This is a genomic window from Marinobacterium sediminicola (assembly GCF_022343685.1).
GTDB classification, from domain to species: Bacteria; Pseudomonadota; Gammaproteobacteria; order Pseudomonadales; family Balneatricaceae; genus Marinobacterium; species Marinobacterium sediminicola.
Genome location: NZ_CP092123.1, coordinates 3,066,087 through 3,079,414, shown reverse-complemented (window position 1 = coordinate 3,079,414; position 13,328 = coordinate 3,066,087). Strand labels below are relative to the sequence as shown.

Sequence of the window (13,328 nt, the reverse complement as noted above, 5' to 3'; positions counted from 1 at the left end):
TGACAGATTCCTCATCACTCGTCAAACAGCCAAGCGGGGGATTTGCAACCTAATTGTGGGTGCTAAGGAGGTTGTTCACGCCGGTTAAGTTCGAGATGCTGGTTATCGCCAAACAAACAGCACAGAACAACCGACATGAACAACCCTCACAAGAATGCCCGAACTACGCCTCATATTCGAGCCCTGATCGTTGATCGAGCCCTCCGTAAGCGGCAGCCGGTGCGAGACATTGCCAGCACTTTTGGTATCAGCACGCACACTGTGTACAAGTGGATTGCTCGTTATCGAGAGGCAGGTGAGGCTGGTCTTGAGTCAGCATCCAGCCGTCCCCACGCCTCACCGAGGCAGATGCCGAAACAGTGGGTTGAGCTGATTCAGAAGATGCGCCTGACACTCAAGTGGACTGCCAAGCAGATCGCACAGGCACTGAGTCTGGCTTACTCCACAGTGACAGCTGTACTGCGCCGACTTAAGCTCAATCGAGCCTCACACCTGGAGCCGGTGCAACCTGCGCAGCGCTACGAACACCCCGCGCCGGGTGACATGCTGCATATGGATATCAAGAAGCTGCCTCGCTTCGACAGGCCCGGCCACCGCGTGACAAACAACCGTCGCCAGAATACCCGAGGTGCGGGTTATGAGTGCGTTCATATCTGTATTGATGATCACAGCCGCTGGGCGTTTGCCCGGGTACTACCAGATGAGCAGCAAGGCACCACAACGCGCTTTTTGGAAAACGCTCTAGCGGCCTACCGCGGAATAGGTGTAGAGGTGAAACGCCTGATGACCGATAACGGTCCAGCCTATCGTTCCCGTCGGTTCAATGCAGTTTTACAACGGGAAGGGATCAAGCATGTATACACGCGCCCATACACGCCCAGAACGAACGGCAAGGCGGAGCGATTTATACAAACAATGATCAGGGAGTGGGCATATGCAGTGCCCTACGCAAACGACATATCAAGGGCCTGGGCGCTGACAGACTGGATCAACCACTACAATAAACAGCGCCCTCATGGCAGTATCGGAAATCTACCGCCGGTGTCTCGAATACCGAAGCTGCGTGAACAAGGTGTTTAGTATTCACACCTAATCATACGCTTGAATCTCCATTTGCATAAACAACACAGAGTAATGGCTAAGGTTAAGCACGTGCCAAGTGGTGGGCCGCTTGGTGGGCCGCTGGGTATTTTAGTGCGAATTTCGAGCTGTCTGAGAGAACGTATGTCACGTAAGTCTTTGAAATAAATGGCGCCCCAGGCAGGACTCTAACCTGCGACCTGCCCCTTAGGAGGGGGCTGCTCTATACAACTGAGCTACTGAGGCGCTGAGAAAACGGAAAGGATTCTAACTTCAAGACGATGTTTTGACTAGGCTTTGCCAAGACTGCGTTGACCTTCATAACGACCCTTGTCGCCTCTCTGGTCATAAATGGTATTGCCCTTGGCATGTCCTTGAAGGAGGGCCAGCAGCTGATCTGCGTTCTGTTTGTTGCGGACCAGCACCTGTTCATTGCGCTGGTTGAGCAACTTGACCTTTTCCAGGGCAGACTCCAGCTTGTGCCAGCCATTATTCAGCCGACCGCTATCCGGCTGTGGCGCCTGGGCGATTAATGCCAGCACTGAATCTCGATCATGGCCAATCTGCAACTGGTCGAGCAGGGCATTTCGCTCACGAATGCTGCGATCAAATGCCAGCAGGCACTCATGCTTGTCGCGATTGCTTTGCTCCAGTGCTTCAAGATCCCGACTTTTCAGAGCGTCCAGTTCTGTCTCCAGAAGCTCTTGCAGTTGCTGCAACAGCTTGATGCCCTGAACAATCAGGCCACCAAGCTGGTTGGTAATCTCGGGGGAGAGCGGTGCAGTCATTCAGTGGTTCAGCCCAGAAGCTTTTCGAAATCGAGCATGCGCTCGGCGATACGCTCGTTGTCGATCTTGTAGCTGCCATTATCGATAGCAGCCTTGATCTGAGCAACACGGTCCGAGTCTACTTCAGCGTTGCCTTGAGAGCTGCTGGAGCGCTGCAGTGCTTGAGCAGCATCGCTGATGCGCACGGTATCACTCTGCGCTGGCTGAGTGTTTTGTGCGGCAGGGGTGTCCGTACGCGGAGCCTTGTCAGCGGCCTGCTCGGTGACTTTGCCGCGGTTACCAGCCGTTTGAACGGACGATAGGCCGGGAAAATCGATAGCCATTTTGAATTACCTCGCAATCAGTTCTATGCAAAGGTATCGGTCGCATTGACTGAAACTTTAAGGTTTTTTGTCAGTGATCAACAATTGTTTTCATTATATCGGAAAGCCGGAGTTGCCGCGAATCTTAGGTCAGGGTACCTGAACCCTGCCTGGGCCAGTGACTTGAGCACGAATTCTGTTGCCGGAGCGATTGTTGGTCACGTCAATAGTGTCACCAATGCGTCCCTGATCCTGAGCGGTGCCTTCGGTTCTGATCAGAACACTGCCGCGTCGTGCTTCAATGATGACCGGGTCGCCGCGATCCACTGCATGGGCTAGAGTTAGCATGCGTGGAGTAATGACGGTGTCGGTGCTGATGTTGATACGGGCCATGCGCCCGCTCACATCCTGTTGGCGTTGGAAGTAGTCACCTCCGAGCGAAGTTACGTCCCGCTCCTGCAGTTGCAACATGGAAGCTCGAATTTGGCTGCCTTTGACTATAGGTGTGGCAGCCATGACCACAGGCTTGAAAACCTGAACCTGTCCGGTCACGAAGAGGCTCCAGCGCGGCTGAGAGCATCCGACCTTGGCTGTGATGCGAGAGCCGCTGCTAAAAGGCAGGTTGACGTTCAAGGGGTGTCCGCATGGAGGGAAATTCAGTTGCGAGCTAATTGGGTTCAGCTGCACCTCGACACGGCTGTCTGGTACTTTTTCACCAAAGTGTTGTTTAATGGCATCAGTTACCTGTTGCGTGATCTGGGTCGAAGGATTGTCAGCTCTTGCCGAAAAGGAGTGAAATAATGCACAAGTTATGGCAAAAACAGCGGCAACAGATGTTAAAGTATGTTTATTCACGCGGGCGTCCTGGCATATAAGGCCGGGATGAACTCATCGTTAGTGACCTCGGGGTTGTTTAGATCATGTCAGGGATCCTGGATACTGTAAACCTGCGTACGCAGATGGTGGGGCAGAACCGTTTGGAGCTGCTGCTGTTCGGGCTGGAAAGCAGTCAGAAATACGGCATCAACGTCTTCAAGGTGCGCGAGGTGCTGCAATGTCCCGAATTGACCGAAGTGCCGCGGCAAACATCGGCTATCAAGGGGATGGCCCATATTCGGGGCGAAACCATTCCGGTGCTTGATCTGTCGGAAGCAATTGGCCGTCGGCCAATACCTGAAGAAGATCAGCCCAAGGCGTTCCTGATTGTAGCTGAATACAACCGCCGTACACTGGCATTCATGGTGCGTAAGGTCGATCGTATCCTGAATACTCAGTGGGACCAGATCATGGCGCCACCCAAGGAGATCGGCAACGAGAACTATCTGACAGCTGTTTTCGAGTATGAGAAAAAGCTGGTTGAAATTCTCGATGTTGAACAGATCCTGGCTGACCTTTATCCGATGTCGACGGATATCAGTGATGATGTGGCCACCAATGAAGAGCGCGAGAGGGCGCGTGAGTACAATGTGCTGATCGTGGATGACTCGGCTGTAGCGCGCAAACAGATGCAGCGTAGTCTCGAGGATCTCGGCGTGAAGGTGTCGGTGGCCAATAATGGCCGTCAGGCGCTGGATCTGCTGAAAGAGCTTTTGAGCAAGGATATCGATGTTGAAGAGCTGTTCCTGATGGTGATCTCCGATATCGAGATGCCGGAAATGGATGGTTATACCCTGACTTCAATGATTCGCGAAGATAAGCGCATGTCCGGCCTGCATGTTGTGTTGCACACATCCCTCAGTGGTGGCTTCAACGTTTCTATGGTCAAAAAGGTCGGTGCAGATGGCTTTTTGGCCAAGTTCAACCCCAATGAATTGGCCGGTGTCGTGGTCAATCGCATGCGACAGGTTGATCACCAGGGTTAAAGGAGCATTGCTGGGTGACTAACGGCTTTAGTATCACGTCGGAGGAGTTTCGGGAATTTAGCGGCTTTCTGGAAAAAAGTTGCGGGATTCTGCTGGCAGAGCACAAGCAATATCTGGTGCAAAGCCGACTTGGCAAGATCATGCAACAACAGGACTGCAAAAGCCTGAAGGACTTGGTGACCCGTCTCAATCGCCCGGGGGGTGGTGCTCTTAAGGAGCAGGTGATCGATGCCATGACCACCAACGAAACGCTTTGGTTTCGTGATATCCACCCCTACGAAATTCTCAGAGATCGACTGCTGCCTGAACTTAAGAACGGCAGTCGTTTCCAGAAGCTGCGGATCTGGTCTGCTGCCTGTTCGACTGGGCAGGAGCCTTATTCGGTCAGCATGATCATCGAAGAATTCAAACAAGCCAATCCGGGGGCGTTTTCGTCCGGTGAGGAAATTCTGGCAACCGATATCTCATCGACTGTGCTGGCGCAGGCCCGCCGGGGTGAGTACGAAATGCTGGCGCTGGGGCGAGGGCTGTCACAGGATCGTCTGCACAAGTATTTCCGTTCGCTGCCCAGCGGCAGTTGGGCTATTAATGACAAGATCAAAAGCCGTGTCCGGTTTCAGAGCCTGAACCTGCTGGGGCCATACAACACTTTGGGTCAATTCGACCTGATTTTCTGTCGTAATGTGCTGATCTATTTTTCATCCGACGTGAAGCTCGAAATCCTGCGCAAGATGCACCGCCAGCTGAAGCCAGGTGGTTACCTGTTGCTGGGTGCCTCCGAGTCACTGTCCGGTCTGTCCGATCTCTACAAAATGATTCACTGCCGTCCCGGCATTATTTACCAGGCCATTTGACGCTGTATAACATTCGCTGAAGCGGCAAAGCATGGTCATGCCTTGCCGCTTCATCCGGTATACGGTTGCCGCTTCTTCCTGCTTTGCCGGGCTTTCTGTTCATCGTAATCCTCTCTGTCCCAGGTATTACCGCACTTCTCTAATACTGGCATATGAATTGCATCCATACATGCGTAGCGAAGTAAACTGTTCACGCATAGTAGGGGATGTATATGGCAATCAGTTTTGATGCAGCACTGGGAGTTCACGATGATGCGCTGGCACTGCGTGCCCGTCGTGCTGAAGTGCTGGCCAATAATATTGCCAATGCCGACACCCCCAACTACAAGGCGCGTGATCTGGATTTTGCCGCCATTCTGGCGGGTCAGGGTCGTGAGTTTGAGCTGCCCATGGAGCGCACCGAGTCCACGCATCAGAGCGAGTACCTGGAGCCTGATATGGCAGCTGACCTGTTGTTCCGTACGCCGCATCAGCCGTCTGTCGATGGCAATACAGTTGAGCTGCAGGAAGAAATGGCCCGTTACACCGATAACGCCATTCGCTACCAGGCGTCTTTCCAGTTCCTGAACAGCAAATTTCAGGGCCTGACTCGCGCAATCAAGGGTGAATAAGCATGTCACTGAGTAACGTCTTCAACATTTCAGGCTCTGCCATGACTGCGCAGACCGTGCGCCTGAATACCACCGCCAGTAACCTGGCTAACGCGGAAAGCGTCAGTTCCAGTGAGGGTGAAACCTACCGTGCCCGCAAGCCGGTGTTCTCGGTCAAGTCGATCGAACCTGAGCAGCTGCCGGAGGCGTATCGTTCACTGGTGCCCGGTCAGGGTGTCCAGGTGGATCAGATCGTTGAGAGTGACGCCCCATTGCGCATGGCTTATGAACCCAATCATCCGATGGCAGACGAAAACGGCTATGTCTGGTACCCGAATGTCAACGTGGTAGAGGAGATGGCCGACATGATCTCGGCTTCTCGTTCCTTCCAGATCAACGCCGATATTATGAACACAGCTAAACAGATGCTGCAGCGTACGCTTACGCTGGGGCAGTGATAGCAGTTGAGAGGAGTGCGCCATGAGTAATGTAAACGGCGTCGGCAATAACAACGTTTATGACCAGATCAACCAGCTGAACAAAAATCAGTCCACCAAGACAGACGGTATGTCTGAGGACCGGGAAATGTTCATGAAGCTGTTGATTGCCCAGCTGCAGAACCAGGACCCAACCAGTCCTGCCGACACCTCTGATTTCATGCAGCAGATGTCGACGCTCAGCAACGTGGAGAGCATTCAGAATCTGGCCAGCACCATGGAGAGCATGAGCAGCACGCTGATCAGCAGTCAGGCCGCTCTACAGGCGTCTTCCATGGTTGGGCAGCGAGCATTCGTGAATACCAACATCGCGCAGTTGCCCCAGACGGGAGGAACGGTTGATGGGTTGGTATCAACAAAGGCCAGCTCCAGTGATATCCGCATTTCCATTTACGACGGAGCAGGCAACCGTGTCGACAGGGTCAGCATGGGTGCCATGCCGCCAGGTGATCACAACTTCGTTTGGCAGGCCAATGAAAACCTGCCTGCCGGTAACTACCGCATCGTGGCTGAAGCGGCCAGTGGTGTGGACGGCACCTATGAAGAGGTGGCGACCTATATGGGATTCAATATTAACAGTGTCACGCTCGGTCAGAACGGTATTGGAATGAAGGTGAACACCAATATCGGTTCCATTGATATGAGTGAAGTGAAACAGCTCGGTTAAGTGAGGTAAACCAATGGCAGGTTTTAATACGGCCGTCACCGGTCTGAAAGCATCCACGACGCTGCTGGATGTGGCCGGTAACAATATCGCCAACTCCAGTACCGTAGGCTTCAAGTCTTCTCGTACCGAGTTTGGTGACATCTATGCTACCGCTGTTGTTGGGGCGGGTTCATCCAATACTCCGGGGTCTGGTGTGACGGTCACCGATATCGCCCAGGACTTCAGTGGTGGCACCATCGAATTCACCAACAGTAACCTGGACCTGGCGATCAACGGTTCCGGTTTCTTCATGCTGGATGATGGCCAGGGCAACATCACCTACACCCGTGCCGGTGCTTTCGAGCTGGACAAGGAAGGCAATATTGTCAGCAAGAACGGCAAGTATCTGCAGGGCTACGGTCTGGATGCTCTGGGTAACCAGCTGCCGATCCAGAATCTGGCAGTGTCCGAGAAGGAAAGCCCGCCCAAGGCCACCGAACGCATCGGTCTGTCGTTTAACATCAATGACAACAAGGACGCTTCTGATCTCAGCCGAGTGTTCAGCAAGACTGATCCGGGCTCCTATACCTACTCCACGACTGTGGGGACATTCGATAGCCTGGGTAACGAACACAGCATACGCTTCTATTTTGCTGAACAGCGCCCGGTGCGAGAGGTGTATGCCTATGAGATGGCGGGTGCCACTTATACTCCTGAAGATACATCTACCGTACCAGTAACTCCTGCTTCGTTCTCTTATCCTTCAGGCGCGCAGCAGATGGAGTTGTCCGGACTGACGTTCGGTGCGGGTGCTGATTTGGAGTTTGACCTATCAGCGGTGAAAAGGGATATAGGAGGGAATGCCTACATTCCGTTAACCACGGATGCCAAGGCTAGATTGGCTGATCCAGTGGACGGTGATCCTCGGATTGATCCGAATTCTGTTTATTATGATGATGCCAATGGTCGTTTGGTTTTCGAATTGAACGCCGAATACTCACAATATGGAGACCCTATTGCTACCGCTGGCGGTACGCCGTTGACAACAGAGTTGGCGACGCAGGATTCGGAGCGTGATGCAAATGAAGTTCAATCAATCTACTTGGACGCCAGTGTCTTTAATGATGCGACAGGGCTACCGAATGAAACGATTATCAACATCAGTGGTAAAGAGATTGTCGTACCTGCAGAAACCAGTGTGCAGGGCTTTGGTGAACTGATTGATGGCGCTGAACAGGCGATCAAGGATCTTAACCCGGATATCGAAACGGTAGAGTTCATCAATGATGGTGAGCCGCGTATCGAGATCACTTGGAAAGCTGAAACAGGTGATCAGCCGTTTGTTGGGGTCTCTATCAACTCGGGCGATGCTTTATTCTTTCGCAACAACAACATTACAACAATGACCCAGTATGCATGGGAAACCAATAAGGGTGACAATTCCTTTGTAGGGGCTTACAGAGCCTATGCGTTCTTGAATGATACTGAACAGCTGAACCTGGGCAAAGCGCCAGATCCGGGTTCAAACAGCCCGTCCAGCTCGGAAGTGGGCCCCATTATGATTAACTTCAACTCGACAACGGGTATTCTGGAGGCGGTTAACGGGGAGGATGTGGGTTCCAGCGGGCTAGCGCCGAGGGTAACAATTCTTGGGGCGGATCCAGCGAATCCTGAGGATACGATATTGGAGTCTGATGTGGACCAGCTGGCAGGTATCCAGCTGGATATTTCCGGTTCCAGTCAGTTTGCCTCCGAGTCGATTGTTAAAAGTCAGTCTCAGGACGGTTATACAAAAGGGGATTTGATCGGGGTCAGCTTCGCCGAAACCGGTGAAATGGTCGCCAGCTACAGTAACGGCCAGCGTGCCAACCTGGGACTGGTTGCGGTCGCGACCTTTGAAAACCAGGATGGCCTGCAGCCGAGTGGTAACACCGAGTGGATCTCGACCCTTGCTTCGGGCAATGCCATTGTGAACCCGCCTGGTACGGGTTTGAATGGTACGCTACGTTCTGCAGCTCTGGAGCAGTCTAACGTGGATCTGTCGGCTGAGCTGGTGAAGCTCATCGAAGGGCAGCGTAACTTCCAGGCCAACTCCAAGACACTGGAAACGCTGAATACCGTGACGCAGGCGATTCTGCAGATCTGATCAGCGACGTTCTTCACGCTATCCAAAACCGGGCATCTGCCCGGTTTTTTGTTTTCTGGCATGAGGTTTGCTTTGTATCAGCTATAGCCCCAAGAACGGCAATCCTTTACCGGAGTAGTTAATGGACAAGGTTCTCTATGTGGCCATGACGGGCGCTCGCGAAAATATGCGCGCCCAACAGGCTCATGCCAACAATCTGGCAAATGCGACCACGACCGCTTTCAAGAGTGATCTTGAGCAGGCCCGTGCCATGCGGGTGCTGGGTGATGGTCATGAGTCGCGGGTGTACTCAATGAGTGAACGTCCAGGCACAAACCTGGAAAGCGGCACTCTGATGCAGACCGGCCGTGATCTTGATGTTGCGGTCGATGGTGAAGGCTGGCTCACGGTCATCGGACCGGACGGCAAGGAAGTGTACACCCGCAATGGAGCGCTGCAGATCAATGCCGCTAACCAGCTGGTAACGGGCAGTGGTTTGCCGGTCATGGGCAACGGTGGTATTCCGATCGTGTTGCCACCGGCCGAAAAAATAGAGATTGCCACTGACGGTACCATCACCATTCGTCCGCTGGGTGAGAATGCTGCTGAGCTGGCACTGGTTGACCAGATCAAACTGGTACGTCCACAACCCGGGCAACTGTTCAAGGGGCAGGATGGCTTCATGCATACCGATAATGACGTCCCGCTGCCGCCGGCATTGGATGTGCAGGTGCGCTCGGGCTATCTGGAAGCCAGTAACGTCAATGCGGTTTCCGATCTGACGGCGATGATCAGCCTCTCTCGACAGTTTGAGATGCAGGTCAAAATGATGAAAACCGCGGAAGAGAACTCCTCTGCCGCCGCCAAAATTCTGCAGATGAGCTGATAACGTTTAAGGAGTTTCAACGATGCATGGTGCCTTGCATGTCGCCAAAACCGGTCTGAGCGCTCAGGATACGCAGCTCAAGGTCATTTCCAACAACCTGGCCAACGTGAGTACGGTGGGTTTCAAAAAGGACCGGCTGGAGTTCGAAGACCTGTTATACCAGACCCGTCGTCAGCCCGGCGCTGCGACCGGTGAGGATTCACAGCTGCCCTCAGGTTTGCAGCTGGGCAGTGGTGTGCGCACGGTTGCGACGCAGAAGCTGTTCTTCAATGGTGACATGCAGATCACGGATCAGCCGTTTGATCTGGCTATCAATGGACGCGGTTTTCTGCAGATTCAGATGCCCAGTGGCGAAATTGGCTATACCCGTAATGGCGAGCTGCATCTGGATGGCGAAAACCGTCTGGTAACCGCCGAGGGTTACCCGGTCGAGCCAGCGATTACCTTGCCGGGAGAAGTGACCAACTTTTCAGTCGGTGGTGACGGTACAGTGACCGTTACCGTTGCGGGTGATCCCGCCCCGGTAGAACTTGGTCAGCTGGAGCTGGCTGATTTTGTCAATCCGCAGGGCCTTCAGGCGATTGGTCAGAACCTGTTTACCGAAACGGCTGCCAGCGGGGCGCCACTGATCGGTGTACCTGGTGAAGAAGGGCGTGGCATCCTTAAACAGGGTATGCTGGAAGGTTCAAACGTCAACGCGGTTGAAGAGCTGGTCGACATGATCACCACCCAGCGTGCGTATGAAATGAACTCAAAGGTGATTTCGACCGCTGATGAGATGCTGGGCTATGTCAGCCAGCAGCTTTGATGAGCTGAACAGAGGATAATGAGGATGAAAGCGGGTATGCGGGCTCTGGCGATGGCAGCGGTGATGGTGCTGGCGGGTTGTGTCAACAAGGCCCCCAAGCCGGACAATCCCTACTATGCGCCTATTCAACCCGTGCAGATGCAGCATCCTCAACCGGCTACGGGGTCCATTTACAATGCGGCCACGAGCATGGACCTGTACAGTGACGGCCGGGCACATCGAGTCGGCGACATCATTACAGTGGTGCTGACCGAACGCACCCAGTCTTCCAAGAGTGCCTCGACCACCGTGGACAAGAGCAACAACATGTCCATCGGTGCGCCCAATCTGCTGGGGCGTGATCTGACGGTTCTGGGCAACCCGCTGAGTGCGTCGATGAACTCTGACTCGGCCTTTGATGGCGAAGGCTCATCGGACATGAGCAACAGTCTCAATGGCAACATCACGGTGACGGTGCATCAGGTGTTGCCCAACGGAGCGCTGCTGGTGCGTGGCGAAAAGTGGCTGACCCTGAATCAGGGGGACGAATATATCCGTGTCAGCGGCCTGGTACGCAAACAGGATATCGGGCCGGATAATACCGTGGAATCCACACGCCTGGCCGATGCACGTATCACTTACAGCGGCACCGGTGCCCCGCATGATTCCAACGTCATGGGCTGGCTGGCACGCTTCTTTATCAGCCCCTTGTGGCCTTTCTGAGGTTTTGACTATGGCTAAATGGTTGCAGTCATTCGTATTGATCCTCATTGCGGTGCTGGCACTGCCGGTGCAGGCCGAGCGGATCAAGGATATCGCCAGTGTGGCGGGTGTGCGTGCCAACCAGCTTGTTGGCTATGGCCTGGTCGTTGGACTTGATGGCACTGGCGACAAAACCAGCTTCACCTCGCAGACGTTCCGCAACATGCTGAACAACTTCGGTGTCGCCATTCCGCCGAATGTGGATCCCAAATCGAAGAACATCGCAGCGGTTGCCATCCATGCCGAGCTGCCTCCCTTTGCCAAACCCGGGCAGACCATCGACATCACCGTATCCACCATCGGCGATGCCAAGAGCCTGCGTGGCGGCAGCCTGCTGATGGCTCCGATGAAAGGGGCCGACGGCAATATCTACGCGATCGCACAGGGCAATCTGGTGGTTTCCGGTTTTGGCGTCGAAGGTAATGACGGCTCACGCCTGTCACTGAACGTACCCAGCGTGGGTCGCATACCCAACGGTGCGACCGTTGAGCGAACCGTGCCCAATGCCTTTGCCCAGGGCGACAGCCTCATGTTCAACCTGAATCAGCCCGATTTCACCACTGCACGGCGTGTGGCGGAACAGATCAACAGCCTGTTGGGACCGGACATGGCGATGGCGCTGGATGCGGCCTCCATCCGCGTGCGTGCGCCGCGGGATCCTTCCCAGCGAGTCTCTTTCCTGTCAGTGCTGGAAAACCTGCAGGTCGATCCCGGTCAGGAAGTGGCTAAGGTCATCATCAACTCACGGACCGGCACCATCATCATCGGTCAGAACGTGCGTGTATCGCCCGTGGCGATCACCCATGGCGGCCTGACTGTGGCCATCAGCGAAAACCTGGATGTGTCCCAGCCCAATGTGCTGGGGGGTGGACAGACGGTAGTTTCACCGCGCAGTGATATCGAAATCGATGAGGGTTCAGGCCGCATGTTCGAGTTTGCGCCCGGGGCAACGCTCAGTGACATTGTGGAGGCGGTGAATCAGGTGGGCGCAGCTCCGGGTGACCTCATGGCGATTCTTGAAGCGCTCAAGCAGGCCGGCGCTCTGAAGGCAGAACTGGTGGTGATCTGATGGCGATCAAAAGTGGATTCGATCCTTCCTCGTCCAGCTTGTTTACCGACCTGAACCAGCTGCAAAAACTCAAGGGACAGGCGCAAAGCGATCAGCAGGCGGCGCTCAAGGGTGTGGCCCAGGAGTTTGAGCAGCTGTTCATGAACATGATGCTCAAGAGCATGCGCCAGGCCAACGATGTGCTGGCCACCGACAGTCCGTTCAACTCCAGCGACGTCAAGTTTTATCAAGAGATGTTCGACCAGCAACTGACGCTGGACCTGTCGAAGAAGGACAGCATCGGTCTGGCCGATATCATCGTCAAACAGCTGAGCCAGAAGCTCGATGCCGTGCCTCGGGCCGATACGGATGACGACGAGCAGCAGGACCGTTCATTCACCGAGCAGATGCTCAATCGTGCGGTCGCCAGCGGTCCCGTCAATCAACCGGCAGGCATGCCCTATAGTGCTCCGGTGGCGAATATTTCTGCTGGGCAGGAGGATGAGGCGCTCGACGAAATGGCGGCAACCGGTTCTTCCAGCGATGAGAGCGGCGATGCCTTGCCGGCCCGTTTTGAAACCCCGGCCCAGTTTATCGAACAATTGATGCCGCTGGCTGAAAAAGCGGCCGCCATGCTGGGGGTGAATCCCTCCGTGCTGCTGGCTCAGGCGGCTCTGGAAACCGGTTGGGGCAAGTTCATTACCCGTGACGCAGGGAGTGGGCAAAGCAGCCGAAACCTGTTCAACATCAAGGCAGACAGCCGTTGGCAGGGTGATACTGTGCAGGTGCAGACACTGGAATATCGTGGCGGTGTGCCGGAAAAGGAACAGGCGCGCTTCCGGGCCTATGACAGCTACGCCAACAGCTTTAACGATTATGTCGATTTCCTGCGCACCAATCCGCGTTATCAGCAGGCACTGGAAAACGGTGCCGACCCGACGCGTTTCGTACGTGAATTGCATAACGCCGGCTATGCCACCGACCCTGAATATGCCACCAAGATCGAACGTATCTTCAACGGTGAACTGCTGGCCGGGCTGGGTCACGGGGCTCAAGAAGGCTGAGAGCCAGCCGATACAGGCTGAATAGAGTCAAACGGGC

15 protein-coding genes and 1 tRNA gene are annotated in these 13,328 nt (G+C 54.5%); 12 read left to right on the top strand and 4 right to left on the bottom strand.

From position 1 onward, the window contains the following. Nucleotides 1–135 precede the first annotated feature (135 nt). A complete protein-coding gene (locus LN244_RS14090; protein ID WP_239040410.1) occupies nucleotides 136–1,080 on the top strand; it encodes an IS481 family transposase in 945 nt (314 codons plus the stop codon). Between the two features lie 169 nt (nucleotides 1,081–1,249). Here the strand turns inward: LN244_RS14090 and LN244_RS14085 are convergent. The 4 genes from LN244_RS14085 to flgA form a co-directional block, all read right to left on the bottom strand. Continuing rightward, a tRNA-Arg gene (locus LN244_RS14085) sits at nucleotides 1,250–1,326 on the bottom strand. A gap of 44 nt (nucleotides 1,327–1,370) precedes the next feature. Continuing rightward, on the bottom strand, nucleotides 1,371–1,868 hold the full coding sequence (flgN, locus tag LN244_RS14080) for a flagellar protein FlgN (protein WP_239040409.1): 498 nt from the start codon (nucleotides 1,866–1,868) through the stop codon (nucleotides 1,371–1,373). Between the two features lie 8 nt (nucleotides 1,869–1,876). Then, nucleotides 1,877–2,191: a flagellar biosynthesis anti-sigma factor FlgM gene (gene flgM, locus LN244_RS14075; RefSeq protein WP_239040408.1), complete on the bottom strand. Its 315-nt coding sequence runs from the start codon at nucleotides 2,189–2,191 to the stop codon at nucleotides 1,877–1,879. A 129-nt stretch (nucleotides 2,192–2,320) separates the two neighbouring features. After that, the gene (flgA, locus tag LN244_RS14070; RefSeq protein WP_239040407.1) at nucleotides 2,321–3,025 is read right to left on the bottom strand and encodes a flagellar basal body P-ring formation chaperone FlgA; all 705 of its coding nucleotides are present in this window, start codon (nucleotides 3,023–3,025) and stop codon (nucleotides 2,321–2,323) included. 65 nt (nucleotides 3,026–3,090) lie between these two features. On the opposite strand from flgA, the gene LN244_RS14065 reads away from it, so the two are divergent. The 11 genes from LN244_RS14065 (at nucleotide 3,091) to flgJ (ending at nucleotide 13,291) form a co-directional block, all read left to right on the top strand. Continuing rightward, a complete protein-coding gene (locus tag LN244_RS14065; RefSeq protein WP_239040406.1) occupies nucleotides 3,091–4,032 on the top strand; it encodes a chemotaxis protein CheV in 942 nt (313 codons plus the stop codon). A gap of 14 nt (nucleotides 4,033–4,046) precedes the next feature. Further along, nucleotides 4,047–4,886, top strand: coding sequence for a CheR family methyltransferase (locus tag LN244_RS14060; RefSeq protein WP_239040405.1), 840 nt, complete (start codon nucleotides 4,047–4,049; stop codon nucleotides 4,884–4,886). A gap of 212 nt (nucleotides 4,887–5,098) precedes the next feature. Further along, nucleotides 5,099–5,497, top strand: coding sequence for a flagellar basal body rod protein FlgB (gene flgB, locus LN244_RS14055; RefSeq protein WP_239040404.1), 399 nt, complete (start codon nucleotides 5,099–5,101; stop codon nucleotides 5,495–5,497). A 2-nt stretch (nucleotides 5,498–5,499) separates the two neighbouring features. Further along, nucleotides 5,500–5,934, top strand: a complete 435-nt coding sequence (gene flgC / locus LN244_RS14050) for a flagellar basal body rod protein FlgC (RefSeq protein ID WP_239040403.1) — start codon at nucleotides 5,500–5,502, stop codon at nucleotides 5,932–5,934. Between the two features lie 22 nt (nucleotides 5,935–5,956). Further along, the gene (locus tag LN244_RS14045) at nucleotides 5,957–6,640 is read left to right on the top strand and encodes a flagellar hook capping FlgD N-terminal domain-containing protein (RefSeq protein WP_239040402.1); all 684 of its coding nucleotides are present in this window, start codon (nucleotides 5,957–5,959) and stop codon (nucleotides 6,638–6,640) included. Nucleotides 6,641–6,653: 13 nt separating this feature from the next. Further along, a complete protein-coding gene (locus LN244_RS14040) occupies nucleotides 6,654–8,765 on the top strand; it encodes a flagellar hook-basal body complex protein (protein WP_239040401.1) in 2,112 nt (703 codons plus the stop codon). 121 nt (nucleotides 8,766–8,886) lie between these two features. Further along, nucleotides 8,887–9,630 carry a flagellar basal-body rod protein FlgF gene (flgF, locus tag LN244_RS14035; protein ID WP_239040400.1) on the top strand — a complete coding sequence of 248 codons (744 nt, stop codon included), beginning with the start codon at nucleotides 8,887–8,889 and terminating at the stop codon, nucleotides 9,628–9,630. 22 nt (nucleotides 9,631–9,652) lie between these two features. Continuing rightward, a complete protein-coding gene (gene flgG / locus LN244_RS14030; RefSeq protein WP_239040399.1) occupies nucleotides 9,653–10,438 on the top strand; it encodes a flagellar basal-body rod protein FlgG in 786 nt (261 codons plus the stop codon). 24 nt (nucleotides 10,439–10,462) lie between these two features. Further along, nucleotides 10,463–11,140, top strand: a complete 678-nt coding sequence (gene flgH, locus LN244_RS14025; RefSeq protein ID WP_239040398.1) for a flagellar basal body L-ring protein FlgH — start codon at nucleotides 10,463–10,465, stop codon at nucleotides 11,138–11,140. Between the two features lie 10 nt (nucleotides 11,141–11,150). Then, complete coding sequence (locus LN244_RS14020; protein ID WP_239040397.1) at nucleotides 11,151–12,248, top strand: flagellar basal body P-ring protein FlgI; 1,098 nt, start codon at nucleotides 11,151–11,153, stop codon at nucleotides 12,246–12,248. Beyond that, complete coding sequence (gene flgJ, locus LN244_RS14015; RefSeq protein WP_239040396.1) at nucleotides 12,248–13,291, top strand: flagellar assembly peptidoglycan hydrolase FlgJ; 1,044 nt, start codon at nucleotides 12,248–12,250, stop codon at nucleotides 13,289–13,291. The genes LN244_RS14020 and flgJ overlap by 1 nt, the downstream gene beginning before the upstream one ends. The last annotated feature ends 37 nt before the right edge of the window (nucleotides 13,292–13,328 follow it).